The organism is Haloarchaeobius amylolyticus, from assembly GCF_042678045.1.
Lineage (GTDB): Archaea > Halobacteriota > Halobacteria > Halobacteriales > Natrialbaceae > Natrinema > Natrinema amylolyticus_A.
Genome location: NZ_JBHUDI010000010.1, coordinates 25,640 through 50,438 on the forward strand (window position 1 = coordinate 25,640; position 24,799 = coordinate 50,438).

General features: G+C 59.7%; 22 protein-coding genes and 1 tRNA gene. 16 read left to right on the plus strand and 7 right to left on the minus strand.

What is annotated here, in order from left to right:
* Positions 1 to 2: 2 nt before the first annotated feature.
* The 9 genes from ACFR99_RS15855 (at position 3) to ACFR99_RS15895 (ending at position 8,554) form a co-directional block, all read left to right on the plus strand.
* On the plus strand, positions 3 to 722 hold the full coding sequence (locus ACFR99_RS15855) for a 50S ribosomal protein L32e (protein WP_390289241.1): 720 nt from the start codon (positions 3 to 5) through the stop codon (positions 720 to 722).
* A complete protein-coding gene (locus ACFR99_RS15860) occupies positions 715 to 1,164 on the plus strand; it encodes a 50S ribosomal protein L19e (protein WP_008011527.1) in 450 nt (149 codons plus the stop codon). Before ACFR99_RS15855 ends, ACFR99_RS15860 begins: the two co-directional genes overlap by 8 nt.
* The gene (locus tag ACFR99_RS15865) at positions 1,164 to 1,712 is read left to right on the plus strand and encodes a 50S ribosomal protein L18 (protein ID WP_008011529.1); all 549 of its coding nucleotides are present in this window, start codon (positions 1,164 to 1,166) and stop codon (positions 1,710 to 1,712) included. The genes ACFR99_RS15860 and ACFR99_RS15865 overlap by 1 nt, the downstream gene beginning before the upstream one ends.
* Complete coding sequence (locus tag ACFR99_RS15870; protein WP_390289245.1) at positions 1,709 to 2,365, plus strand: 30S ribosomal protein S5; 657 nt, start codon at positions 1,709 to 1,711, stop codon at positions 2,363 to 2,365. The genes ACFR99_RS15865 and ACFR99_RS15870 overlap by 4 nt, the downstream gene beginning before the upstream one ends.
* Entirely contained in the window at positions 2,362 to 2,829 is a 468-nt protein-coding gene (locus tag ACFR99_RS15875) for a 50S ribosomal protein L30 (protein WP_390289248.1), read from the plus strand. The genes ACFR99_RS15870 and ACFR99_RS15875 overlap by 4 nt, the downstream gene beginning before the upstream one ends.
* A gap of 2 nt (positions 2,830 to 2,831) precedes the next feature.
* Entirely contained in the window at positions 2,832 to 3,326 is a 495-nt protein-coding gene (locus ACFR99_RS15880) for an uL15m family ribosomal protein (RefSeq protein ID WP_390289251.1), read from the plus strand.
* A 2-nt stretch (positions 3,327 to 3,328) separates the two neighbouring features.
* On the plus strand, positions 3,329 to 4,789 hold the full coding sequence (gene secY / locus ACFR99_RS15885) for a preprotein translocase subunit SecY (RefSeq protein ID WP_390289254.1): 1,461 nt from the start codon (positions 3,329 to 3,331) through the stop codon (positions 4,787 to 4,789).
* A 750-nt stretch (positions 4,790 to 5,539) separates the two neighbouring features.
* Positions 5,540 to 6,700 (plus strand): glycosyltransferase family 4 protein, encoded by a 1,161-nt coding sequence (locus ACFR99_RS15890; protein WP_390289257.1) that lies wholly within the window; start codon positions 5,540 to 5,542, stop codon positions 6,698 to 6,700.
* A gap of 387 nt (positions 6,701 to 7,087) precedes the next feature.
* A complete protein-coding gene (locus ACFR99_RS15895) occupies positions 7,088 to 8,554 on the plus strand; it encodes a flippase (protein ID WP_390289260.1) in 1,467 nt (488 codons plus the stop codon).
* Positions 8,555 to 8,926: 372 nt separating this feature from the next.
* On the opposite strand, the gene ACFR99_RS15900 is transcribed toward ACFR99_RS15895, so the two are convergent.
* On the minus strand, positions 8,927 to 9,190 hold the full coding sequence (locus ACFR99_RS15900) for a cytochrome C oxidase subunit IV family protein (RefSeq protein ID WP_390289263.1): 264 nt from the start codon (positions 9,188 to 9,190) through the stop codon (positions 8,927 to 8,929).
* Positions 9,191 to 9,301: 111 nt separating this feature from the next.
* On the opposite strand from ACFR99_RS15900, the gene ACFR99_RS15905 reads away from it, so the two are divergent.
* Together ACFR99_RS15905 and ACFR99_RS15910 are read left to right on the plus strand one after the other, a co-directional pair.
* On the plus strand, positions 9,302 to 10,729 hold the full coding sequence (locus ACFR99_RS15905) for a hypothetical protein (RefSeq protein WP_390289266.1): 1,428 nt from the start codon (positions 9,302 to 9,304) through the stop codon (positions 10,727 to 10,729).
* Between the two features lie 106 nt (positions 10,730 to 10,835).
* Positions 10,836 to 11,123 carry a DUF7410 domain-containing protein gene (locus ACFR99_RS15910; protein WP_390289269.1) on the plus strand — a complete coding sequence of 96 codons (288 nt, stop codon included), beginning with the start codon at positions 10,836 to 10,838 and terminating at the stop codon, positions 11,121 to 11,123.
* 392 nt (positions 11,124 to 11,515) lie between these two features.
* Here the strand turns inward: ACFR99_RS15910 and ACFR99_RS15915 are convergent, their stop codons facing one another.
* The 3 genes from ACFR99_RS15915 to ACFR99_RS15925 form a co-directional block, all read right to left on the minus strand.
* Positions 11,516 to 14,008 (minus strand): cbb3-type cytochrome c oxidase subunit I, encoded by a 2,493-nt coding sequence (locus ACFR99_RS15915; RefSeq protein WP_390289272.1) that lies wholly within the window; start codon positions 14,006 to 14,008, stop codon positions 11,516 to 11,518.
* Complete coding sequence (gene coxB, locus ACFR99_RS15920; RefSeq protein WP_390289275.1) at positions 14,008 to 15,003, minus strand: cytochrome c oxidase subunit II; 996 nt, start codon at positions 15,001 to 15,003, stop codon at positions 14,008 to 14,010. The genes ACFR99_RS15915 and coxB overlap by 1 nt, the downstream gene beginning before the upstream one ends.
* A 681-nt stretch (positions 15,004 to 15,684) precedes the next feature.
* Positions 15,685 to 16,092 carry a hypothetical protein gene (locus ACFR99_RS15925; protein WP_390289278.1) on the minus strand — a complete coding sequence of 136 codons (408 nt, stop codon included), beginning with the start codon at positions 16,090 to 16,092 and terminating at the stop codon, positions 15,685 to 15,687.
* A 58-nt stretch (positions 16,093 to 16,150) separates the two neighbouring features.
* Here ACFR99_RS15925 and ACFR99_RS15930 point away from each other — a divergent pair, with 58 nt between their 5' ends.
* Entirely contained in the window at positions 16,151 to 16,786 is a 636-nt protein-coding gene (locus tag ACFR99_RS15930) for an adenylate kinase (RefSeq protein WP_390289280.1), read from the plus strand.
* Positions 16,787 to 16,853: 67 nt separating this feature from the next.
* Here ACFR99_RS15930 and ACFR99_RS15935 read toward each other — a convergent pair whose 3' ends face one another.
* The gene (locus ACFR99_RS15935; protein WP_465260904.1) at positions 16,854 to 18,395 is read right to left on the minus strand and encodes a DUF7289 family protein; all 1,542 of its coding nucleotides are present in this window, start codon (positions 18,393 to 18,395) and stop codon (positions 16,854 to 16,856) included.
* 281 nt (positions 18,396 to 18,676) lie between these two features.
* Between ACFR99_RS15935 and ACFR99_RS15940 the strand changes: the two genes are divergently transcribed.
* From ACFR99_RS15940 to ACFR99_RS15955, 4 genes are all read left to right on the plus strand, one after another.
* Positions 18,677 to 19,636, plus strand: a complete 960-nt coding sequence (locus ACFR99_RS15940) for a DUF106 domain-containing protein (protein ID WP_390289286.1) — start codon at positions 18,677 to 18,679, stop codon at positions 19,634 to 19,636.
* A gap of 135 nt (positions 19,637 to 19,771) precedes the next feature.
* Positions 19,772 to 20,347 carry a (d)CMP kinase gene (gene cmk / locus ACFR99_RS15945; protein ID WP_390289289.1) on the plus strand — a complete coding sequence of 192 codons (576 nt, stop codon included), beginning with the start codon at positions 19,772 to 19,774 and terminating at the stop codon, positions 20,345 to 20,347.
* Positions 20,347 to 21,255 carry an RNA-guided pseudouridylation complex pseudouridine synthase subunit Cbf5 gene (locus ACFR99_RS15950; protein WP_390289292.1) on the plus strand — a complete coding sequence of 303 codons (909 nt, stop codon included), beginning with the start codon at positions 20,347 to 20,349 and terminating at the stop codon, positions 21,253 to 21,255. The genes cmk and ACFR99_RS15950 overlap by 1 nt, the downstream gene beginning before the upstream one ends.
* A gap of 76 nt (positions 21,256 to 21,331) precedes the next feature.
* Positions 21,332 to 21,402 (plus strand) — tRNA-Pro (locus ACFR99_RS15955).
* 1,158 nt (positions 21,403 to 22,560) lie between these two features.
* On the opposite strand, the gene ACFR99_RS15960 is transcribed toward ACFR99_RS15955, so the two are convergent.
* Positions 22,561 to 22,833 (minus strand): HalOD1 output domain-containing protein, encoded by a 273-nt coding sequence (locus tag ACFR99_RS15960; RefSeq protein WP_390289295.1) that lies wholly within the window; start codon positions 22,831 to 22,833, stop codon positions 22,561 to 22,563.
* A 728-nt stretch (positions 22,834 to 23,561) separates the two neighbouring features.
* Positions 23,562 to 24,779, minus strand: coding sequence for a zinc metalloprotease (locus tag ACFR99_RS15965; RefSeq protein ID WP_390289298.1), 1,218 nt, complete (start codon positions 24,777 to 24,779; stop codon positions 23,562 to 23,564).
* Positions 24,780 to 24,799 lie beyond the last annotated feature (20 nt).

A 24,799-nucleotide genomic window follows, 5' to 3' on the forward strand; every position in this document is an offset into this window, starting at 1 on the left:
AGATGGCAGACGACCAATCGGAACCACAGGAACTCGAGGACATCAGCGGCGTCGGCTCGAGCAAGGCAGATGCCCTGCGCGAAGCCGGCTTCGAGTCCATCGAGGACGTCAAGGAGGCCGACCAGGACGACCTGGCCGAGGCCGACGGTATCGGGAACGCACTCGCTGCCCGTATCAAAGCCGACGTCGGTGACCTCGAGGTCACCGAGGAGACCGAGGCCGAGATCGAAGACGAGGGCGTCGAGGAAGAAGCCGAACCGGACGAGGACGTCGAGACCGAACTGCAGCCCCGCGGGCTGACCGAGAAGACGCCCGACCTCTCCGAGGACGAGGAGCGACTCCTCGCCCGTCGGAAGAGCGAAGGGAAACCGCAGTTCAATCGACAGGACTACCACAAGAAAAAGCGCACACCGGAATCCTGGCGTCGACCCCGCGGGCAGCTGTCCAAGCAGCGCCGCGGCGTCAAGGGCAAGGGCCCGACAGTCCAGGCCGGCTTCCGCACGCCGAAAGCCGTTCGGGGCAAACACCCCAGCGGCTTCGAGGAAGTCTACGTCGAGAACGTAGACGACCTCGAGGGCGTCGACGGCTCTCGCGAGGCGGTCCGCATCGCTTCCGCCGTTGGTGCGCGCAAGCGCGAACGGATCGAAGAGGAAGCCGAGGAGCAGGGCGTCCGCGTCCTGAACCCGACCTACGAGGAAGTCGAGGTGGAATCAGATGACTGATCTCTCCGCACAGAAGCGACTGGCGGCCGACGTCTTAGACGTCGGCGAGAACCGCGTCTGGCTCGACCCCGAAGCCCAGGGCGACATCGCCGAAGCGATCACCCGCGACGAGATCCGCGAACTCGTTGACGACGGTCGCATTCAGGCTGACGAACCCTCGGGCAACTCCCGTGGTCGCGCCCGCGAGCGCAACGCAAAGCGCTCTTACGGCCACCAGAAGGGCCACGGCAAGCGCCGCGGCAAGAAGGGCGCACGCCAGAACGAGAAAGAGGACTGGCAGAACAAGATCCGCGCACAGCGACGGAAACTACGCGAACTCCGCGACAAGGGCGAGCTGACGCCCACGCAGTACCGCGAGCTCTACAAGAAGGCTGGCGGTGGCGAGTTCCGTAGCGTCCGGTACCTGTTGAACTACATCGACGACAACTACGGTGACCAATAATGGCGACAGGACCACGATACAAAGTGCCGATGCGGCGTCGCCGTGAGGTCCGGACGGACTACCACCAGAGGTTGCGCCTGCTGAAATCGGGTAAGCCCCGTCTCGTTGCTCGCAAGAGCAACAAGCACACTACGGCGCAGCTGATCACTCCCGGACCTCAGGGAGACGAGACGCTCGCAAGCGCACACTCGAGCGATCTGGCGGAGTACGGCTGGGAAGCACCCACGAGCAACATTTCCGCGGCGTACCTGACCGGCCTGCTGGCCGGCACACGAGCCGTCGAGGCCGGCCTCGAGGAAGCAGTCCTCGACATCGGTCTCAACACGGCCACGCCCGGGAACAAGGTGTTCGCGGTACAGGAGGGCGCGATCGACGCCGGCCTCGAGATCCCGCACAACGACAGCGTGCTGGCCGACTGGTCGCGCACTCGCGGCGAGCACATCGCCGAGTACGCCGAACAGCTCGACGAGCCGCTGTACAGCGGTGACTTCGACGCAACCGAGCTTCCAGAACACTTCGACGAGGTACGAGAGGCGATTCTCGAATGAGCGCAAACGACTACAACGACGGCGGTTGGCAGCCCGTCACCCGTCTCGGCCGGATGGTCCAGGAGGGCGAGATCGACGACATGGAGACCGCCCTCAACTCGGGCCTCCCGCTGAAGGAACCCGAACTCGTCGACCAACTCCTTCCCGGACTGGAAGACGAGGTACTGGACATCAACATGGTCCAGCGGATGACCGACTCCGGACGACGCGTGAAGTTCCGTTGCGTCGTCGCAGTCGGGAACCGCGATGGCTTCGTCGGCTACGCCGAGGGTCGAGACGACCAGGTCGGGTCTGCCATCCAGAAGGCGATCGGCATCGCGAAGCTGAACATGATCAAGGTGCCCCGCGGCTCGGGCTCCTGGGAGGACCGCTCGGACCGGCCCCACTCGCTGACCCGACGGACGACCGGCAAGGCCGGCTCCGTCGAAGTCGAGGTCATTCCAGCCCCCGAAGGGCTCGGGCTGGCTGCAAGCGACACCGTCCGTGCCGTCCTCGAACTGGCCGGCATCGAAAACGCCTGGACCAAGAGCCACGGCAACACCCGAACAACGGTCAACCTGGCGAAGGCGACGTTCAACGCACTCGAGAACGCCTCGCAGTCGCGCCAGCCACGCCGGAACCGCGGTGAGGAACGCGAGGTGGCCGATCAATGAAAGCGATCGTCCAGGTTCGCGGCGAAGTGAACCGACAGGAAGACGTCCAGGACACCCTGGAGATGCTCAACATCCACAGCGTCAACCACTGTGCGCTCGTCCCCGAGACCGACGCGTACAACGGGATGGTCGCCAAGGTCAACGACTACGTTGCCCACGGCGAACCCGACGCCGACGTGCTCGAGACGCTGCTCGCAAAACGTGCCGAGCCCCTTGAGGGCAAGCAGGCAGACGTCGACGAGGAGTGGCTCGCCGAGAACACCGACTACGACGACTTCGGTGCGCTGGCCGAGGCACTGCTCGCCGAGGAGACGACGCTCCGTGACGAAGGCCTGTCGCCGACGCTTCGGCTTCACCCCCCGCGGGGCGGTCACGAGGGTATCAAGAAGCCGACCGCCGAGGGCGGCCAACTCGGAAAGCATACAACCGGGGAGATTAACGACCTCCTAGAATCGATGCGATAACCATGACGAGCAAAAAACGACGCCAGCGCGGCTCGCGAACCCACAGCGGCGGCTCCCACAAAAACCGACGTGGTGCGGGCCATCGCGGTGGCCGCGGCCGTGCCGGGCGCAGCAAACACGAGTTCCACAACTACGAACCGAAGGGTAAACACGGCTTCAAGCGACCCCACGACATCCGCGAGGAGGTCCTCGAGATCGACGTCCAGAAGCTCGACGAGGACGCCATCCTCTACGTCGCGGATGATCTCGCCGAGGAGACCGGCGACGGCTACGAACTCGACGCACGCGACATCGTCGAGGACGGCCACGAGGCCGACGTCGTCAAGGTCCTGGGCTCGGGTCAGGTCCGCAACCAGCTGACGGTCACCGCGGACGCCTTCTCCGACGCAGCCGAGGAGAAACTCGAGGCCGCCGGCGGTGAGGCGGTCCTCTCCGAGCGCGGCGAGGAACGGGCGGCCGAGGACGCTGACGCCGACACCGAACAGGACGAGGAATAACTATGGGATGGAAGGAAGCCGCTGAACCGGTCCTAACGAGGATGCCAGCAGTGCGCCGTCCGGAGGGGCACGTCCCCTTCAAAGAGAAGCTGATGTGGACGGCCGGGATCCTCATGTTGTATTTCTTCCTGACGAACATCACGCTGCTCGGTGTGCAGACGGGCCAAGGGGGCGACCTCTTTGGGCAGTTCCGCGCGATCCTCGCGGGTGCCCAGGGGTCGGTGCTCCAGGTTGGTATCGGACCGATCGTCACTGCGAGCATCGTCTTGCAGTTGCTCGGCGGTGCGAACCTGCTCGGCCTCGATACGGACGATCCGCGTGATCAGGTCCTCTACCAGGGCCTTCAGAAGCTGCTGGTCGTCGTGATGGTTGCGTTGACTGCGCTCCCGATGGTGTTCGCCGGCGGCTTCCTGCCAGCCCAGCCGTCGCTGCAACTCGGCGGACTCGTCCTTGAACAGACGCAGGTTCAGCTGCTCATCTTCGCCCAGATCTTCGTTGGCGGGGTCCTCATCCTCTACATGGACGAGGTCGTCAGCAAGTGGGGCGTCGGCAGCGGGATCGGGCTGTTCATCATCGCCGGCGTGAGCCAGCGACTGGTCGCTGGACTTGTTCAGCCCGCGACTGGCGGGTTCTTCTTCGACTGGTACCGCATTCTGACCGGTCAGGTCGAAGTCGGCTCACTCGTCTCGGGTGCCGGTTTACAGACGCTGTTGATCGGCGACGGACACATCATCGCGCTGCTGACGACGCTGCTGATCTTCGGGATCGTCGTCTACGCGGAGTCGGTCCGTGTCGAGATCCCGCTGAGCCACGCCCGCGTCAAGGGCGCACGCGGACGCTTCCCCGTGAAGCTCATCTACGCGAGCGTCCTGCCGATGATCCTCGTTCGTGCAGTCCAGGCGAACGTCCAGTTTATGGGCCAGATCCTCAACAGCCAGTTGGGCAGTATGCCGAGCTGGCTCGGCACCTACTCGCAGGGCCAGCCTGACGGTGGGTTGTTCTACTATCTGGCACCGATCTACGCGCCACAGGACTGGATGTGGTGGACGGCGAACGTCTCCCAGGAGTGGTGGCAGGTAATGATCCGGATCGGCATCGACGTCACGTTCATGGTCGTCGGTGGTGCGATCTTCGCTATCTTCTGGGTCGAGACTACGGACATGGGCCCCGAAGCGACGGCGAAGCAGATCCAGAACTCCGGGATGCAGATCCCTGGCTTCCGACAAAACGTCGGCGTCATCGAGAAGGTCATGGAGCGGTACATTCCGCAGGTGACCGTCATCGGTGGTGCACTGGTCGGCCTGCTGGCCGTCTGGGCGAACATGCTCGGTACTATCGGTTCCGTCTCCGGGACCGGGCTGCTGCTGGCTGTCTCCATCACGTACAAGCTCTACGAGGAGATCGCCGAAGAGCAGCTCATGGAGATGCACCCGATGATGCGCCAGATGTTCGGTAACGAATAACGAACACCTGGGCTTTTCTCCATTCGATAAATCAGATACATCTGTCTCGTTCTGATCGAGCCTGCAGCGAGGGGTGGTCGCCCCGACAGCGTTCCCACGAGCGCCGAAGCTGCTGGCGCTGGTGCGAACACGACCTCCAAAAAGCAGAACAACGAGTAGCAGCCACTCCAGCGGTACGAATTCAGCCATCGTCACCGTGTGAGGTGCCCTGGAGCTGATACTGCCGGACAGAACTATGTGAAGCTCGATCGCTCGGACGCGGCTGTCGCCGCCGACGGTCGGCTGTCGCGATCGACTCCGCACTGACTGCTGTTCGGAAGTATGAGCAGTTCGAGACGCTCCGCGTCTCGTCAGTGAAGGTGCGCGGATTTGCACTATGTGTCTGTATCACAGCCGCTTCGCGTTTTCCCTCACGAGAAAACTTCGCCTCCCACGGCAACGTAACCCGACTGGTAGCGATTCCGATGAGATCGGCCGATCCGCATAACCTTCGGTTTCGCCCGCTCACGGGCCACCTCCGGTCTTCCGAACGACTCGTCGCATTCGCCTCGTACAGCCGGTAAACGGAGTCCCCACCGCTGTCAGTGTTTCCGATTGCTAGTGAATAGATAGGCAGAAATTACCATTCTCCGTAATATCACGAATAGATGACAACAAAGGATGGCAATCCGATAATACACTCAAATGATAGTGTACCTTACCATCTCTGGTAATGTAATACTATTATAGGATTCTTGTCTACTGTCCCGTATGAAAATCGGAATATATCACGATAACGTGGGGACCAGACACGCCGGTGGCATCGCCATTTACGCGCGAAAGATGGCGATCGAACTCGCGAAATCGAACAAGGTTCACGTCTACACGCAAGGTGGGGACGTCGTATCGACACTGGTGGAATCGGATGCCAACATTGTCGAGACGCCGACGTTTGACCTGCCGTCGTTTAGCGGTCGGCTGTCGTCACTCGTCGGAAATCCGCTCCCGTTCGGCCGGCAGGACGTGTCTAAACTCGGGATGATCGGCTGGTCGGCACACAACGGTGTGATCGATCACATCGACGACCACGTGGATGTTCTCATCACATTCCAAACGATCGACGATCTCTTACTGTCGAATCTCGTGGACGTCCCGACGATTCGGGGTTTTCTCAGCGACCGAAGCGCGGGAATCGCTTCGGGACTTCGCGAGCAATACTCCCAGACTGAAACCAACTTTGCCAACACACCGTACCTCGCCGAGCAGGTCGCTGATAGGTTCGACACCGAGGTCCACGGAGTCATCCCTACGGGTGTAGACACCGAGACGTTCCGTCCGACGGCCGAACCAGCGTTCCAGCATGACGATCCGACCGTTCTTTTCGTCGGAAGACTCGTCGAGTCGAAAGGAATCTTCGATCTTCTCGAAGCCGTCGCGCGACTCGAGGAACGAGTCCACCTGCGTATCGTCGGAACGGGGAGCGAAGCGGAGGCGGTCGACCGTCGGTCTGCGGAACTCGGTATCGCGGATCGCGTTGCTCTCGAGGGCGAAGTACCACACACCGACCTCCCCGGCTATTACGCCGCCGCCGATATCTTCTGTCTCCCCACTCACGTCGATAGTTTCGCTACGGTCAACCTCGAAGCGATGGCCTGCGGAGCACCGGTTGTAACCACTGATCTCGAGGGGATCAAAACCTATCTAACGCCGGATGAAAACGGGGTAGTCGTCCCGCCGGGCGACCGAAATCGGCTCGCTGACGCGCTCGCTGAACTCCTCTCCGACCCGAGTCGGCGCCGAATGCTGGGGGTACAAGCGCGGCGTCGAGCCTGCGAGTTCACCTGGAGTCAACAGGCAACGCAACTCGAAGAATTCTGCGCTACCGTTCTGGGCGTCGACCGTACCAAAGAGGCTCCCTTGGTGGCTGCCTAACTCACGCGTGAGGAGGGTACAGAGTCGCGAAAATCGGCTCAAGGCGCTTCGTATTCTATAGTAACAACTGAGACGATTGACACACCGATCGCACAGCAGTCGTGCGATCAGGTGTGCAGTGACGTGCAGTGGCTACTGCAGGAATTGACTACGTAGAATACCGGCGACGACCGATAGGCTCCGTGAAACGAAGATATGAGGTGGATTACAATGATTCTACTCCTCTTGTGACACACTTGAGAACCAAATGATCCTCACTTCGTTCAGCGACTGGTGTCGGAAAATCACCTTGTCGTGTTCGTCCGACGGAAGTGACAAAAGTGGTGCAATAACTCGGCCGAACAATGCATCGGACCGAACTCGAGAGACGCTTCCGAGAGCAAAATAATGGCAGTAGTTGACCGAATTATCAGGGGGTTCAAGGCCACGCTCGGCGCGCGACTCGTTAATAATATAGCCAACGGGCTGTTGATGTTATTACTTGCGCGTGTCTTACTGACGCCTGATGAGTACGGCCTCCTGTTTCTCGTGATTGCGATCGTCTCTGTGGCACAGCTCGGCTCCGACCTCGGACTCGCACGGTCGGCTGCACGGTATGTCTCGGAGCGAAAAGAAACCGATCCGTCGTCGATACCATTCATTCTCCGACTCTCCCTGAAGTATCGGTTAGTGCTGATCGGCCTTGTTGTCGGGATTCTCATCGGAGGGCGCCACCTCTTTGCTACTGTCCTCAATGTGCCAGAGTTATCTGTTCTGCTGGTACTCGGCGCGGTCTACCTCGTTTTCCTGTCGCTCAGCACCTATCACAAAACGATCTTCCAGGGATTCAACCAGGTGGATCTGAGTGCTATTGTCGAAGTCGCTAATAACGTTACACGTGTCGTGTTCGTCGTCGCGTTAACGCTTCTTGGGTTCGGTGTCGTCGGTGCGCTGTTCGGATATATACTCGGACTTGCCTTTGCGACGATTATCGGGTCGGTACTCCTCTATCGCCGCTTCTACACGGAATATCCCGACGGTGATGGGAGCCGTTTACTCCGAAACCAACTTCTGAAATACAGCGTTCCCCTGACGGCGTCTCACAGCGCAAATATCCTCGATCGACGCGTCGACACGATCCTCGTCGGCTTCTTCATTAATCCCGTCGCGGTCAGTTACTACGTACTCGGGAAACAGATCTCTGAATTCGTGACCGTCCCGTCGGGATCGCTCGGGTTCTCCGTCTCTCCAGCGTTCGGCGAACAAAAAGCGAACGATTCCCTCGATCGCGCAGCGCGTATCTACGAAACGTCGCTGCAGTACATCCTTTTACTTTATATCCCCGCTGCGGTCGGTATGGTCCTCGTTGCGGAGCCGACCATTACGCTCATCTTCGGTGCCGACTATGCAGATGCGGCTCCCGTTTTGCAGGTTCTCGGCATATACGTCGTGTTCCAATCCATCACAGACGTGACGACGAACGGACTGGACTATTTAGGGCGGGCAAATGCGCGCGCGATAGCCAAGGGGGTGACCTCGGTCGGGAACGTTCTTCTCAATATCGTACTCATACCGATCTACGGCGCTGCCGGGGCGGCCCTTGCAACGGTAGTGACGTTCGGCATCTACACCCTGGTGAACGTGTACGTTATGCATCTAGAGCTCTCGCTGAATTTTCGTCGAATCGGGCGCGCCCTCGTACTTGCGAGTGCGATCGCTGCCGTAATGGGTATCTCGGTGCTGTTCTTCGTTCAGTACGTCTCCACGATCCCGGCGCTGCTGGGTGTGATCGCGTTTGGCGTACTCATCTGGGGCGTGTTAGCGACCCTTAGTGGAATGGTAGATCCCCGTGAGACTGTCGCACAACTGATGTAGTCTCCGCTTTCGGAGATAACGCTGCGATCCACAGCCGACGAAACTGCAGTCTCCATTCAAACGAGACGATCCGACAATACTCATCGCAACCCCCTGGACTGATGTCGGAGGAGAGGGCAGCTGCGATGCAGTCTCTCCCGAACCAGCGTCTTCGGTCGATTTTGCGGTGTTTTCGGACGACATCCACGAATACAGTTCGGGCGGTAACACTCGGTGTTCGAGACGTGACGTGGTCACTCGGAATCGCGGACGTTCGTCGAGAGAGAAAGAAAAGCGAACCGTGAACGATGAGGCTTCATGGTCGATACCGATCGATTGCCGAGGCGAGAACAGGTCAGTTCAGTGGCCCAGTCGACACTGCGTTGCAGCGCCTTACTGGATCGAGTAGCCTGCTGCGAGCGTGAGCAGGACGACCATAAACGCCGCGACGGCCATCATGTAACTGACCGCTCGTGGCTCGTATTTGAGATGCTGGAAGTAACCAGCGATCAGTCCAACCTTGATGGCTGCCAGAACCATCGTACCACCTATTGCCATTCCGTAGGTGAAGAAGTCGAAGTGGAAGAAGACGAACTTCCCCGTAGCCAGCAGTACCAGTGCCACGTAAATCAATGTGTAGTTCCGAATGCTCGCCATTGGTGGGGAATGTGGGGGACTGATACTTATAGCTTCCTCATACGATCGATTGGCTGCGACTCGATGTGTACGCAGCCGTCCGCATCACGATCACATCGAAGCGACACGTAGATGCAACGCCAGTTCGAAGAGCCGACAATGAGTAGCCGTTCGGCTTTCGTTCGCCGAGCTAGTATCGGGTTCGTGTTCGCACTGATGACCCTTGTTGCAGGCACCGGTATCGTCACCGCGAGCAACGTCGCGTCCGGTCTCACAGGGGACAACACTGTGACCGTTCCAACGTGGCTGTACCTCGCGACCGGCGGTGGTGCCATCGGTGCGTCGGCACTGCTAACCATGCTCGTCACCGATCGTGACGTGATCGGAACCTACCACGACCGCACACTCGAGGCGACTACTGATCGCCTCCGTACTGCGGGCACGCTCCTGTTCGGCGCAATCGGACTGCTTGGGCTCGCGACCATCCTCGTTGCCGGGCTCGTCGGTCCGTCCATCGGGCTGGTCAGTGTAACCGTGCTGGCGACGTTCGTCGGTGGGCGGGCGCTGTTGACGATCTGCGCGTACACCGTCGGAAACCCGTGGCCAGCGCTCAATCCCTGGCGACGCATCGCAGCCGTACTCCCCAACGACTTCGAAGCGTATCCGCCGGCCTTTGGCTCCTGGCCTGCCGTCGTGGCGCTGTTGACGTTCGTCTGGCTCGAGGTCGTCGCCCCACTGACCTCCTCGGCGACTGTGCTGGCGTTGATGCTCGTTATGTATTCGCTGTTTACGGTTTCGAGTGCGGTCGTCTTCTCGCCGGAGACGTGGTTCCGACGCGGAGACCCCCTCTCGCTGTGGTTTCGACTCTACGCCGCTGTCGCGCCGATCCAGCGGACTGACGACGGCTTCGAACTCCGCTATCCTGGATCGAAACTGGGAGAGGCCGACGTGGTTACGGATACATCCCTCGTGGCGTTCGTGCTCGCACTGGTCTGGGAGCTGACCTACAGTGGGTTCATCGTCACGCCAGTCGGCGTCGGGACCGTCGAAGCCCTCGTTGGACTCGGCATACCGCCAGTGCTCGTCTATCTGCTCTTGCTCGTCGGTGGCTTCGCTCTGTTCTGGAAGGTGTACTGGGTCGCGATCGACCGGACCCGCCAGCGAGCCGAGACGTATCTCTCCCGGGAGTATCTCGCGCTCCGGTTTGCCGCACCGTTGCTCGCGATTGCGGCCGGCTACCACTTCGCCCACTACATTGGCTTTGCGGTCTCGCTATGGCCAGCACTCGTTGACGCGCTCGCGTCGCCGTTAAATCCCCCGCCGAACCCAACCCGGTACACGTTGCCGGGCTGGTTCGGATACATCGAGATTGCCGGGATTTTGCTCGGCCACATCCTCGCGGTGTGGGTCTCGCACACCGTTTCGTTCGACCTCTTCCCTGGCAAACTCCAGGCGATCAGGAGCCAATTCCCGCTCATCGTCGTGATGGTCTTTTTCACGATGGTGAGTCTCTATCTCGTCTCACAGGGAACGATGAGTCCCCCATATGTGCCAAACTAAGCGAGCAGTGACACGCGCCTGACTGCACTCGTTGTCGGCGTGCCCGGTCGCGGCCGGCACGCCGAACCGGCAAACACTTCCTCGCACCCCTGTAAGTGCCACGCGAATGGCGACTGACCGACCGCTCGAGCGGGAGTACGAGGTGCCTCCGGACGAAACGCCAGCTACAACCTGCCCGTACTGTGGACGACCGTTTCGATCCGAGCGATACGCGACGTTCCACATCGGCGTCGACCACGCCGATGTCTGTTCCGAAGACGAACGCGAGGCATTCGAAGAAGAGCGCGGTGACGAGGAGTACGACCTGTTCACGTTTCATTTCAAGGCAGCGGTCTCCGTGTTTCTGATCTACTTTCTGTTTACGTTCATCTACGCGCTGGTCTGGGCCGGGTAGTGGGGAGCCAGCGATTCTGTTGTCTGTCCTGCCCGCGAGACGATCGAGGTGCCTGTCGAAGACGACATAGCTGCTCGGCCGTGTCACTCGGCGGCTCGCTCGCGCGGAACGCAGACTGTTGGACAAACCGATCACATGCGAGGGCCGTCGCCCCGTTGTCGAGAGTCGCCGAGATAGGAGAGCAGTGCAGGTTATAGTGGCCACTGAACGTCACTGTCCACTCGATCGCACGACGGGAGCGCGGTTCGGAGCGAGCGCTGTGAGCGAGAATCGCGGACGATACGATCGGTATGTGAGTCGTTCCAGCTGTTACTACAGCAACGCCGTCGCTGTCCGGGACAGGCTCAAAATACAATCGCAGAACGAGAACGAGCCTGTGTAGCGGCGGGCCGCTACATCAGGTAGAACAGTGGGAACAGGAAGACCCACACGATGTCGACGAAGTGCCAGTAGAGACCGAAGTACTCGACTGGCATGTGATCCTCGAGGTAGGCGTCGACCGAGACGACGCGGTAGATCATGAATCCGGCGATCAGGAGCCCGAGGATGACGTGCAGCGCGTGCAGGCCGGTGGTCACGAAGTAGATCGAGTACTCGAGACCACTGAACCAGTAGTGGCCGTCAGCGAACTTGCTGGTGTACTCGAAGGCCTTGACGCCCATGAACACGAATCCGAGTAGGATCGTGGCGCTCAGCGCGCCAAGCAGTCCTTTCTTGTTCCCGCGTTCGGCCATCACGTGGGCGAGGATAACCGTGAAACTCGAGGTCAGCAGGACGTAGGTGTTGAACAGCCCTGCTTCGGTGATGGCATCGAGATGCCAGTTGCCCCAGCCCATGTTGAGGCGCATGAAGACGAACGCGCCGATCGCCGCACCGAAGACGACGACGTCCGAAGCCAGGAAGATCCAGACACCCAGCTTCTCGTTGTTGATGCCGCCGAACGGCCAGCGTTCAGCGACTTCCATTTCGGGTGCGTTGAACTGCTCGCGACCGAACTGGAACAGCGTGATCCCGAGCAGGACGATTCCAAGTCCCGTCAGGGCCGGATAGACGATGCTCTTCGGCGGTGCCTCGGACAGGGTCACGAAGTCACCGCTGTGGATGTTAGACTGGACGAAGTCGTAGACGTACGGCGTCATTCCGCTGAGGCCGAGGAAGAACGTAAACGTCGCGACACCGATGCCCAACGGCCAGATGCTGGCGTGGTCGGCGTGTTCTTCCTCGTGGCCCGCTGCGGCCGCGGCAGTCGCTTCCTGTGTGATACCGCCGTCGGTCGCGGTCCGGCTGTCGTCGACGAACTCCAGGCTCCCGCCGGCGTAGCTTGGCCGGTCTGGCCAGTTCTCGAGCGGTGGTGGCGAGGGGATCGCCCACTCGGCGGTTCGCGTGTACGTCCACGGGTTATCGGGCGCGTCGGGGCCCGAGATGAAACTCTTTGCAAGCGTCACGAACACGAGTAGGAACCCGAGCCCGAGGACGAACGCACCGACGGTTGCGAGCTGGTGGTAGAGCTGTGCGCTTTCGTTGTAGTGGAAGATACGCCGGGGCGTCTCCCAGGTGAGGAACATCGGGAAGTACAGCAGGTTAAAGCCGAAGAAGTACACGGCGAAGCTGAGTTTCCCGAGTCGTTCGGAGTACATTTTCCCGGTGATCTTTGGCCACCAGTAGTAGAGGCCGGCGATCAGTGCGGTGACACCGGAGACCATCACGTAGTGGAAGTGCGCAACGACCCAGTAGGTGCCACGGAACTCGTAGTCGAGGACGACGGCACCCAGGAAGACGCCGGTGATCCCACCGAGGATGAACAATAGAAGTGCACCCAGCGAGAACAGGAACGGCGTCGTAAACCGCACCCGACCCTTGATCATCGTATAGATCATCGCGAAGACCATCAGGTCGAAGGGCAACGAGATCCCGATCGTCGTCGCCATGAACAACGTCTTGATCGGGAGGTTGATCGTCGACAGGAACATGTGGTGCATCCAGACGAGGAACGACTGGACCGCAACGAGGACCATTGCGATCATGACCCACTTGCGGCCGACTAGACGCCGTCCAGTGAACGTCTGGAACGTTTCGAACAGGACACCGAGCGCGGGGAAGAAGACGATGTACACCTCCGGGTGTCCGAAGAACCAGAAGATGTGCGCCCACAGCAGGCTCGAGCCCTCGTTGGTCGCGAAGTACTGCGTGAGGAACAGTCGGTCGATCGACTGCAGCATTACTGCCGCCAGCAGCGCGGCGAACGCGAACAGCATCATCCAGGCCGTCAGTAGCCACGACCAGGAGAACATCGGCAGGTTCCACATTCCCATGCCCTCGGCACGGGAGCGGTGCATCGTCGTCAGGAAGTTAACCGTCCCGATCGTAACCGAGAAACAAAACAGGACGACGCCGAGGATGGCACCGGTACCGCCTGCCGTTGCTTCCATCACTGACGTGTACATGGGCACGTTCAGCGGGGCGTACATCGTCCAGCCGCCGGAGAACGACCCACCCTGGAAGAACGAAATGATGAACAGGATCCCCGAGAACAGGTAGAACCAGTAACTCAGGGCGTTCAGTCGCGGGAACGCGAGGTCTTTTGCCCCGATCTGAAGAGGGACGAAGTAGTTCGCGAACCCGGATGCGATCGGTGAGAGGAACCAGAAGACCATTATCAGTCCATGGCCGGTCACCGACTGGTAGTACTGATCGTTCGTCAGCAGCGCCTCGCCACCGAGCATGAGGCCACCCGACTCCCAGAGGTGGGCTCGGAACAGCAGCGCGAGGACGCCGCCGAAGATCAGGAAGAACAATGACGTCGCGAGGTACAGAATCCCGACGTCCTTGTGGTTGGTCGTCACCAACCATCGCTTGACCGACCGCATCGGCGGAAGATCACTCATCAGGCGTCACCTCCATCGTTCGTATCGCTTGCATTGGCATCACTTTCCGTTGCGTTCATCTCAAGCGTGTACGTCTCACTGACCGGACCGGTCATGTCGAACTGCTCTTCGACAGTTTCGAACTGGCCGTCGGTCGACGTGATCGTCACGTTGTAGACACCACCCTGATCGACGTCGTCGATCGTGATCGTTCCGTTCTCGTCGAAGTCATCGGCGGTGTACGTTTGCTCGAAGTCCCCTTCCTGGCTTTCGAGTGTCATCTCGTAGCCGTCCGCCACGGGGGACTCGTTTCCGTCAACCATCTCGAACTCCATCGTTAGCTGGTCGTCCATCCACGAGTCGAACTCGTCGGATGGCATGACGTTGAGCGTCCCGACCATCGAGGTGTGGGCCTCGCCACAGAGTTCGAAACACTTGATGTTGTACTCGCCGGGTTCTTCGGCCTCGAACCAGCTCTCATCGACTTCGCCCGGAATCGCGTCGGCTTTCACCCGTTGATCGGGTATGCCGAACGTGTGCCAGACGTCACCTGAGGTTACCTGGATCCAGATCCGTTGGTCAGCTGGGACGCGAAGCGTACTCGTCGATTCGATCCCGTTCTCGTACTCGAAGAACCACGCGAAGCTCTCGCCGGTCACATCGACTTCCAGCGCTTCTTGCTGGCCACCGTCATCGGCACTGGGATCTTCGACGTACAGAAGCATCGTGTACGTCCAGATCACCAGCGAAATGACGATGACGGCGCTGATGCCGAACGAGAGGAACAGTTTCTTGCCGCCCTTTCCGCCTGTCGGTAACTCCCCGAGTGATGGCAGATCCTCGTCGTCGCCAGCCTCGTCGGTATCACGGTACTTGTACGCGTTGTACAAGGTATACGCGACCACGATGATGCCGACGAGCGTCCCGAGTCCGAGAAATACCAGGAAGATATTCTCGAACACGTCGACGCGAGTTCGCTGCATCGGGGCAATGAGTGCGCTGTAGATTGTATTCATCTCTTTTGAAGGCCAGTTATATGTCGGACGATGGTTGCTGGGGGCACTTATCTATTTGGAAACCGCCCGGACGAATCCGGGTCGCCTGTCGAGGTGCTCGTACAGTTCGACTGCGGGTCATCGACTTCGTCTGTACCCCTCATCATGCTGCTGTTGTCGTCAATGATCTTTTCTCCATCGTTGTCTCGTCCTGGTACTATATGGATGCCAATAAATCATGTTATATCGGTGCTGGCCTGTTATTTGCTCCCCGTTAAAAATAGTGACGGTATGTGGGCGAATAGCACTGAACAGTGGACCGTCCGCCTTCACGAATTTACTTCTTAATCCTTCGCCCGCTCGCATGTGAGCTCTCGGATCCAAATATCCTCATTCCAGAGCGATTACTTTCAACTCGCTGCTCCGGTTGTGGTACTGGGCCACGACGACCGGCGGCTCCCTCGGATGCTGAAATATGAGGCGTACTCTCAGAACGACGCTGTCGGTAGCGGAGCACCTACTCCCATCTCGAGGCGTTTCGTAGCTCGTCGCCATCGGCCACGACCGTTCACGATGATGTTTGATACGATCTGCTGTACCGATGTCCAGGCGGATCCGTAGGACGAAGTCGCGGGTGTACCGGCACTGATTGACAGGTGTCCTATGAGTCGAATCACCCGACAAGAGCAGCTCTGCGGTCGTTCACACGTCGACGAGCCAGACTCGAACCGTCGACTGGAATTCATACACCTCGAGAAAGACCTCGTCGATGAACTGGGCGATCCGGTTCGGATCCGCTTTCGCGCTGATCCGGACGTTGGTCCCCTCGGCCTCCTCGGGCCGCGTCAGGTCGTCGATCTTGAACGCTGGAAAGTCCTCGAGCAGCGCCTTCAGTGTCTCGAGCTCCGCGTCGGTGCAGTCGATGTTGATCGTTCCATCACCGAACTGGATCCACGGCGTGCCCAGCGACTCCGAGTCACCGCTTTCGTCGCGGACGGAGTCGTCGGCCTCGAGCGTCAGAAATCTGCTGCCGCGTTCGCGATGAGCGGTAATCGCGTCGACGTACAGTTTCCGTCGCTCAGCAGGTTCAGACGCATCAAAGCGAGTCATAGTAGATGGACGTGCTCGATTCTTTAAGCCTTTATGTGATGGGCATGAACGGTGCCATATGGCACAGCCACGAATCCTGATCCTGGGTGCACCCGGGGCAGGGAAGGGGACCCAGAGTGCAAAGATCATCGAGGAGTTCGACGTCGATCACATCACCACCGGTGACGCGCTGCGGAACAACAAGGAGATGGATATCTCCGATATGGACACCGAGTACGACACGCCGGGTGAGTACATGGATCAGGGGGAACTCGTCCCCGACGAGGTCGTCAACGCCATCGTCGACGAGGCGCTCAACCAGGCTGACGGCTTCGTTCTCGACGGCTATCCACGGAACTTGGAGCAGGCCGAGGAGCTCGAGGACATGACCGACCTCGATCTCGCACTGTATCTCGAAGTCGGCGAGGAGGAACTCGTCCACCGCCTGACGGGCCGCCGGATGGACCCCGAGACGGGCGACATCTACCACGTCGAGTACAACCCGCCGGAGGACCCCGAAGTCGAGGAGCGACTCGTCCAGCGCGACGACGACACCGAGGAGACGGTCCGCGAACGACTCTCCGTCTTCCACGAGAACACCGAACCGGTCATCGAGTACTACGACGAGCAGGGCGACCTCGAACGTGTCGACGGCGAGCAGGCACCCGACGAAGTTTGGGAAGACGTGAAGGCGACGATCGAGGACGCTGCATAACTCCAGTCTGGAAGGGTATACAACGGTTTCGAGCGGATTGAACAGGCCATCGCCGTTTCAGGGCGGCTCAGGTATTTTTCACTTCAATCGAGTGTTCGGCAAGGTTGAGGTACGACAGTCTCGGCGGAAAGACGTATCCATTGGGGTTCATCTCGGGGCTGAACGAATCGAGGGATTCATCATACGAGACAGATGTAGAACCTTTGCCAGTTTTCACGTGGATAGACGATACGACGGCCGACCCGTCTATATCGGTCTTTGACTTCATTACTAACTGGGCTGTTTTCTCGAAGTATTTGTTTTCTTCGTCCCAACTCTCGTCACCTGACGGTGCATAAATAATCCCCTCGAAGTACGACCTTCCTGTCCCGACGCCGAAGTGGGTGTCCGACGTTCCGTAGACCTGGAGGTGTCTCGAATCGTCGTCGTCGTCCGAACAGTCGTCGACACACGCTTCTCCGTCTATTTTCATCCCATCTCTGACATACACCTGAAGGGAGTGATTGGCTCCGGGTTGCTCCGCGTTTTCGACCCGAAGCATATCGTTGACAATGAGTTCGTCCTCGACGACGAGTGTGATGTTTCCGTCTTCGAGATCGAAGACTCGCTCCTCGCTGATCGTTTCGTTTTCGACGAAGTATGCCCCGCTTTCTACGTCCTCTGTCTTGTCGACTTCATTAAAATCCGTAACATTATCATCATCTTTCATGTCAGACACCATCTGGTCGATGGTTTTATCGATCGATGCGGGTCCCGGACCAGGTCGTTCTGTGATGTCCATACTCGAGCCACCTTCCCCTTCGCCCGGTGTCTCGCCTGTTTTGCCCGATGCTGAGTTGACGACGACGCCATTTTCGAATGTTCCTTCCTCGATATCCAGTCTGCCGAGTTCGACACGGAGGGTATCCTGTTTGCCCTCGTTGCAGGACTTCTGTATCGCCTCGCCGTCAATCTGGTTCGTCTCCTCTTCGAAGTACGTCTGCCAACCGACGCAGTACTCACTGGTAATATTGATCTGTATCGGACTTTGTTCGACGTAGATCGAATCACTATATGCCGTACTATTATTGGTCCGATCGAACCGAACGTCTCCTGAGCTGAGTTCCGTTTCCTTGTCAAGTTTCACTATCGGAAACGAGAACGTATGTGTACTCGGGTTGTATTTGAGAGGGGGCCCGGAGACGACTCGCGTTTTTGCTCCCGTCTCCCGGAACACACCGCCAGCCTGATAGGCGAGTTTGGTTCCATCATCACCCTCGTATTCGATCGCACCGACGCGGATCGATTCGTCAATACCGTCACCAGTGATGTTAATACGGGCAGTGTCGGTTTTCGCAATTGCCCCTTTCTCCCCGGCATCGAACGCCATTGACCGCGGCGCGTCGCTGTCCATTGCGACCGTCGACATCTGCTGGCTCAGTTCGGTAAATGACTGTTCGATTCGCTCGTTTTCCGACTGCTGTTCGGCATCGGACATCATGTCGCCGGCAACGAGTAACATCCCGACGCTGGCGGCAGCGACCATTCCGATCAACAACACGAGTCCGAGTAGTGCGGATTGCCCGCGGCCCGACGGACGAACGACTCCGCCATCACGTCGTAATCCCATTTATACAGTCGACTAGTTCGGGAATCCTTATAATAAAGGGTTCGACCGGTCAGATAGTTTATTCCGGACTGTGTGTGCAGGATACTGCATCGTGGCGTGGTTAGATGGGCGATAGCTCGGCTCGGTGGTACGACATCGCGGTCAACAGTCATGGCGACGAAGCGATCACGACCAGCTGCGCGTTGACAATCCTGTTCTCATCACCAACAACCCAGACATCGGTCGACTCGAGACTACCGAAGAAAAACACTTGTATATCGGACGTGCCCTAGGACAATCAGATGACGCGTACAGCCGAGAAGATTGACGCCCTCGTCCGTGAGGACTCCTCGATGGCGGACGCGCTCGAGGCGATCCGCGAGGAAGCCGACAGGAACGGCGGCGAGGTCCAGTGGGCCGACGTCAGCGACGAGTTGACGAGCGGCCAGTGGGGGCGGCTGATCGAGAAAGGCGTATTAGTCGATGGCGACGAAGGGTTCGAAATCGCCGATCGTGAGGCCTACGATCGGGCCCTCGATGGGAACGGTGACAGTGGCGGTGCCGTGGCCAGTGCCGACGTCGATATCGACGACGAGGAGTCGAGCTGGTCGCAGTGGGACAAGATCGCTGGCATTGGTGCGCTCCTGTTGATGCCGGGGTACTGGTTCGATTCGATCCGGAACGTCGTGGGCGGGACGATCGACATCGTCCTCGGGCCGCTCGACGCGGCATTGCCCTTCTACGCCGTGATCCTCTCCGTTGCACTGATCACTGGCCTGTACTCGTCGTTGCTACAGGCGAACCTGATGAATACGGAGGTCATGGGCAAGTATCAAGAGCGGATGAAAGCCGTTCAGGAGGAGCAAAAAGACATCCGCCAGCGCAAGAAAGAGGCCGAGGAACGCGGCGCAAGCGAGGCCGAAATCGAACGCCTCGAGAACGAACTCGAGCAGGTCCGCGAAGAGCAGATGGAGGCCATGGCGGACAACCTCGGGATGTTCAAAGAGCAGTTCCGTCCGATGGTCTGGATCATGCTGTTGACGATCCCGCTGTTCCTCTGGATGTACTGGAAGATCCAGTCGGTCGGCCTCGACGGTACAGAAGCGACAGCTATCCTGCCGCTCGTCGGCGAGACCAACTGGCAGGCAGGTCTGGTCGGGCCGATGCCAGCCTGGATCGTCTGGTACTTCCTGTGCTCGATGGGCTTTTCCCAGCTCCTGCGCAAATCACTGAACATCGACATGTCGCCGACGGGCGCCTAATCGCGTCGGCTTCCCGTTTCGATCGTTACGACTCGTCGCCAGGGTGGCCACTCGTCGGCTGTCGTTCGCAGCCATCATCGTCGACCGTGCTCGTGGATTCAAAACCCATTTTACCCGTCCGCTCGCAGATCGATTATGTTACTCACCGTCTCCGGCCCGCCGGGCAGCGGGAAGAGCACGACTGCCGAGTTGCTCGCCGACGCCTTCGAGCTCGACCACGTCAGCGGCGGTGACATCTTCCGGGAACTGGCCGACGAACGCGGCTACACCCCACTCGAGTTCAACAAACTCGCCGAGGAAAACGACGAGATTGATCGCGATCTCGACCGCCGGCTCCGCGAGATCGCCGTCGAGGAGGACGATCTGGTGCTCGAGTCCAGACTCGCCGGCTGGCTTGCTGGCGACCAGGCGGATTTCCGCTTTTGGCTGGACGCCCCGGCACAGGTTCGTGGGGAACGGATCGCCGAGCGTGAAGGAAAAGAGCCTGCCCGCGCGACCGAGGAAACGACGGCCCGTGAAGCCAGTGAGGCCCAGCGCTACGAGGAGTACTACGGGATCGATATTCGCGATCTGACGATCTACGATCTCTCGGTGAACACGGCTCGCTGGGAACCCGAGGCCGTCCTTGACATGCTCGTCACCGCCGTCGAACGCTACGAGGCGGACGGCGACGAAGGGAAAACACCCGTCGATACTGGCTACGAGTTCTAATGTCCCTCCGTGGTCCTCCCGAGGAACGTTCGCCTACCGAGTTGCTCACCTTCGGCGTCGTCAACCTCGACAAACCGCCGGGTCCCTCCTCACACCAGGTCAGCGGCTGGCTGCGCGACGCCGTCGACGAGACGCTCGTCCAGCGCGATGCCGATACCACCATCGACCGCGCTGCCCACGCGGGGACGCTCGATCCAAAAGTGACCGGCTGTCTCCCGGTCATGCTTGGCGACGCGACCCGCCTCGCGCCTGTCTTCCTCGAGGGGGCCAAGGAATACGTCGCCGTCCTCGAATGTCATGCGCCGGTGCCGGCTGACGCCGAGTCGGTCGTTGCCGAGTTCGAGGGGCCGATTTACCAGAAGCCCCCGCGCAAGAGCGCCGTGTCCCGCCGCCTGCGCGTGCGCGAGATTTACGACCTCGAAGTGCTCGAGGCCGAGGAGCGACGCCTCCTCCTGCGGATTCGCTGTGAGAGTGGTACCTACATCCGCAAGCTCTGTCACGACCTGGGACTGGCACTCGGCACCGGCGCGCACATGGGCCACCTGCGTCGCACCGCGACGGACCCGTTCGACGACCGGACGCTCCACAGCGCCCACGACTTCCTCGATGCGCTGGCGTTCTGGCTCGAGGACGACGATCCCGACCCGCTCTACGAGGTCGTCGACCCCGCCGAACGGATCCTCGAGGGGATCCCCAGCGTCGTGATCGCCGACAGCGCCGCCCGTGAGGTGGCAGAGGGGGCACCCGTCTACGCACCGGGTGTTCTCGACGCTGACGATGACATCGAGCGCGACACGCTGGTCGCCTGTTACACCCCGAACGGCGCGGCGGTGTGTCTCGGCACGTTCGTCGGAGACCCCGAGGCCGACAGCGGTCTCGTCGTCGACCTCGAGCGCGTGCTGGTCTGAGACTGGTCCGAAACCCGGTGACACACCGACATTGAAACGACACGCTTAAACGGCAGACGCCCATCGATCCAAGTACGGGACCGTGGGGTAGTGGTATCCTCTGCGGATGGGGTCCGTAGGACCCGAGTTCAATTCTCGGCGGTCCCACTACACATTCTCTCCGTGTTCAACTTCTAGCCGTTTGTACCCCTGAAGTAACTAAAATCCAATTTTCGGTTTCAGTACATTCCCACGTAGCCGACAGGCTACCGGGAGGTGGCTGGCGTGTCGGCTGTACGTCGTCGGGGGTCGGACGCCAATCGCCCATCCCGGACATCAGGCCATCGACGAGGCCGTTCGGCGTGCTCTCGAAGACCGTGAGGGTCACGCCAGTGTTCGAAAATCACCGTTCCCGCAGGTACAGCCGGATCTGATTCCAATCGGGCGGATTTCTCCATCTTCACTGATTTCTGAAGCGAAGATAGATCTACAGTTCACACACCTCGCAGCGATCTTTTTGCGCACACTGTGGGTCGTCATCGTAATTGTCCAAGCGGTATGCTTCGTAATTACCGTACCTCCAAATCCTGTTGGAAGTGAAAGAAGACTATTTCTAATTGAATGGTCAGCTGATTTGGACATCGATTACGAGGACGGTGATTCTCGATGAGTCGCCTCATCGACTCTGGCGAGTGCAAACGCTGCGGTGACCGCGTTAACGCGTCCGCTGGCCGCGTCCGAACCGAACTGTACACGCGGGGTTCGGGACCCGCGGGAAGGGCCACTATGAGTTCTCGAGCGTCCGAGCGGTGTGCCCACGAGGCGGCCGAAAACCCAATTTTCGCGTTCTTACGGTTGCTCTCGAAGCGGAGCGTCATCTATCGTACGAAACGAACAGTCACTGCAGGGACAGACGTTGTATCCGCTTACCGGCCAGACTGTTCCGTCAACCGCTACCCAGACGACGGCTGTGTTTCCGCAGCGTTCACAGATACCGAGTTGTCGCTGTTTCTCCGTCTCGGGCTCGGTCATTACAAATTCTGTATACACACACTACAATAACTGTTTGTATCGCTTGGCGGTCTCGCTAAGCGCCTATTCGGAGGTGAAAACGGTTGTTTTCGGTAGCTCACCCCCCCGAGTGCGGGGACTTTACGCGTTCCGAAGTGGGCGGTTGCCGACTTTCTGTCGCCGCTGGCGACAGCGTCTCAAGTCCGATCGGCGTGTTGTCCGCTTTGTCCAACAGTGTCATAGATTTGTTACTGCGTATGCCGTTACGACCGACGAGTAAGAGATCGAAATCGAGGTCTGGAACTCCGGATCGCTTCACACTGCCGTTTTGTCGGCCTCTACGGCCGACGCGTGATCGGTCACGTCCACGTCGCCAGTCTCATCGATCGAGACGATGTAGCCGTTGTACGCGAATTCAACCGTGGAAGGGGCCCGTTCGGCGGCAACTGACTGAAAGAGCGAGTCGAGTGCGTCTGTGTCAATAACGCTGTGAAGCGGCGGCCGGAGCTCTTCCGGTGGAACCTCTTCATGTTTGGCGATTTCCTCCACAACCGTGAGGCTGATCGAGTGGGTAGATTGCACAATCACCGCTGCCAGATACTGCTATATAAAATCAACCGTTCCTCTAATGACGTGCGTCAGACAAACCGGCTATGAACGATTTCCGATAAATGATTTCATAATCCGGGATCCTATGACTGCTGGTAATCTTTCTAACGTAATATCTGATTGAGGGGAGCGAATCAGCGAGAACACGGTGTGAATTCTCTGCCCCTGGCTCGAGCGGACGAGTGCCTGTGTGACGGGTCAGTGTTCACAGCTCGAAGATTGATCACTCGATCCGAGCGTTGTACTCGTACTCGCTGGCGCTGAGCGATTCGGAGATGTCGATATCGAACTCGAGTTCGTACGTGTTCGACCCCTCTCCGGGGACTGAGACCTCCCGCCGTTCGGTGTAGGTATCACCCCGGTGATGTCGATCTGCCCGATCAGTGTCCCGGCCTTCGACGAACCGCTTGTATTCGAGACCGCGACGGTGAGGACGATGTTTCCGAACGCGGTCGTCTCCGTGGATGTGTCGTCGATGGTCAATCCGCCGCCGAATCCGCCGCTGCCGCTGCCGGAACAGCCTGCCAGCAGCGCTACCGTCCCCATCGTGACGCTGCTGAGTATCGATCGTCGATATCGCTTCATGGCACTCTCGATGCGATTGGACTGTCTTCTTTCAGTCATCGCGGCGGTTCTTTCACGGAGTCGTGAGCGGCGCCGGCGGCATGGAACTCGAGGACGAAGCGTCGAGCGTCCCGGTGTCTCGGCTAGTCGTCGACGGTGACGAACGACGTTGCCGGCGTAAACATGTGGTTCTCGAGATAGTCCCAGTCGTCGAAACTGTCGGTGCTGCCGGTCGACGAAAAGCCGTAGTAGTCCCGCGGTGCGTTGTAGTTCATCACGCTCGTGTACTGCCGGAAGCTGTACCGGGTAGAATCGATGCCGTCGAAGTCGGCTGGGGACAGTCCAAGCGAGTGGCCGAGTTCGTGCATCACGGTCGTGCCAGTATGGTCGCGATCCGGCTGTGATTCGACCATCATCGTTCCCAGTCCGGCCTTGCCGATGACGTTCCCGCGGTCGGTGTCGCCGGCGACGTCCTCGACGATGACCAGATAATGATAGCCCTGCCCTGCCCGGTCGAAGTACTGTGACCGGTATTGGGTTAGATCGACGATATCGGTCGACGACTCCCTCGGAATCGTCTCGTTGACGACGATATGCAGGTTCGCACCGGACGATCCGTCGGGGTTTGCAAGCGGCGCGTCGTCGAACTCCGCGACGACCCGCTCGAGTTCGGCGCGTTCGAAGGCGACCCCCTCCATGCGGTCGACCTCAACGTACACGTCAGTACTGAGCGGATCGGCGTCGGGAAAGAGATCTTGGCGGTAGACTTCCGCACCGTCCGAGAGCCCGTCCCCGTCCGTATCTGCGACGGTCGGATCGGTCCGATACTCGTGCACTTCCGGGCCATCGTCCAGCCCGTCGTCGTCGGTGTCAGCCGCGCTCGGATCGGTCCCGTGCTCGTGGACTTCCGCACCGTCCGTGAGACCGTCGCCGTCCGTATCCGGGTCGGTGGGGTCGGTTTCGTACGTCTCGAGTTCGGCACGATCGGCTATTCCGTCGTCGTCGGAATCAGCCGTCAGCGGGTCGGTCCCATGCTCGTGGACTTCCGTCGCGTCATCGAGGCCGTCGCCGTCGGTATCGGCCTCGAGTGGATCCGTTCCGCGGTCCACTTCGACGCCGTCGTCGAGGCCGTCGCCGTCCGTATCAGCGACGGTCGGATCGGTCCCGTGTCGCGTTTCCGCACCGTCGGCCAGCCCGTCGTCATCGGTGTCGGCGTCGAACGGAGCCGTCCCGTCGCGCAGTTCCACCACCACCGGTTCCCCGTCGTCGTCGGGGTCGATGACCGTCGTTCCGGCGAGGACCCCCGCCGTCAACACCCCGACGGTGAGTACGAGACCGACGAGGAGACGCGATGACCGCATTTCCTGAAGGTCACGTCCAG

What these genes read in the sequence shown, in the direction of transcription:
- ACFR99_RS15855 (WP_390289241.1), top strand. Translation starts at nt 3, where the DNA reads ATGGCAGACGACCAATCGGAACCACAGGAACTCGAGGACATCAGCGGC.
- ACFR99_RS15860 (WP_008011527.1), top strand. Translation starts at nt 715, where the DNA reads ATGACTGATCTCTCCGCACAGAAGCGACTGGCGGCCGACGTCTTAGAC.
- ACFR99_RS15865 (WP_008011529.1), top strand. Translation starts at nt 1,164, where the DNA reads ATGGCGACAGGACCACGATACAAAGTGCCGATGCGGCGTCGCCGTGAG.
- ACFR99_RS15870 (WP_390289245.1), top strand. Translation starts at nt 1,709, where the DNA reads ATGAGCGCAAACGACTACAACGACGGCGGTTGGCAGCCCGTCACCCGT.
- ACFR99_RS15875 (WP_390289248.1), top strand. Translation starts at nt 2,362, where the DNA reads ATGAAAGCGATCGTCCAGGTTCGCGGCGAAGTGAACCGACAGGAAGAC.
- ACFR99_RS15880 (WP_390289251.1), top strand. Translation starts at nt 2,832, where the DNA reads ATGACGAGCAAAAAACGACGCCAGCGCGGCTCGCGAACCCACAGCGGC.
- secY (WP_390289254.1), top strand. Translation starts at nt 3,329, where the DNA reads ATGGGATGGAAGGAAGCCGCTGAACCGGTCCTAACGAGGATGCCAGCA.
- ACFR99_RS15890 (WP_390289257.1), top strand. Translation starts at nt 5,540, where the DNA reads ATGAAAATCGGAATATATCACGATAACGTGGGGACCAGACACGCCGGT.
- ACFR99_RS15895 (WP_390289260.1), top strand. Translation starts at nt 7,088, where the DNA reads ATGGCAGTAGTTGACCGAATTATCAGGGGGTTCAAGGCCACGCTCGGC.
- ACFR99_RS15900 (WP_390289263.1), bottom strand. Translation starts at nt 9,190, where the DNA reads ATGGCGAGCATTCGGAACTACACATTGATTTACGTGGCACTGGTACTG.
- ACFR99_RS15905 (WP_390289266.1), top strand. Translation starts at nt 9,302, where the DNA reads ATGCAACGCCAGTTCGAAGAGCCGACAATGAGTAGCCGTTCGGCTTTC.
- ACFR99_RS15910 (WP_390289269.1), top strand. Translation starts at nt 10,836, where the DNA reads ATGGCGACTGACCGACCGCTCGAGCGGGAGTACGAGGTGCCTCCGGAC.
- ACFR99_RS15915 (WP_390289272.1), bottom strand. Translation starts at nt 14,008, where the DNA reads ATGAGTGATCTTCCGCCGATGCGGTCGGTCAAGCGATGGTTGGTGACG.
- coxB (WP_390289275.1), bottom strand. Translation starts at nt 15,003, where the DNA reads ATGAATACAATCTACAGCGCACTCATTGCCCCGATGCAGCGAACTCGC.
- ACFR99_RS15925 (WP_390289278.1), bottom strand. Translation starts at nt 16,092, where the DNA reads ATGACTCGCTTTGATGCGTCTGAACCTGCTGAGCGACGGAAACTGTAC.
- ACFR99_RS15930 (WP_390289280.1), top strand. Translation starts at nt 16,151, where the DNA reads ATGGCACAGCCACGAATCCTGATCCTGGGTGCACCCGGGGCAGGGAAG.
- ACFR99_RS15935 (WP_465260904.1), bottom strand. Translation starts at nt 18,395, where the DNA reads ATGGGATTACGACGTGATGGCGGAGTCGTTCGTCCGTCGGGCCGCGGG.
- ACFR99_RS15940 (WP_390289286.1), top strand. Translation starts at nt 18,677, where the DNA reads ATGACGCGTACAGCCGAGAAGATTGACGCCCTCGTCCGTGAGGACTCC.
- cmk (WP_390289289.1), top strand. Translation starts at nt 19,772, where the DNA reads ATGTTACTCACCGTCTCCGGCCCGCCGGGCAGCGGGAAGAGCACGACT.
- ACFR99_RS15950 (WP_390289292.1), top strand. Translation starts at nt 20,347, where the DNA reads ATGTCCCTCCGTGGTCCTCCCGAGGAACGTTCGCCTACCGAGTTGCTC.
- ACFR99_RS15965 (WP_390289298.1), bottom strand. Translation starts at nt 24,779, where the DNA reads ATGCGGTCATCGCGTCTCCTCGTCGGTCTCGTACTCACCGTCGGGGTG.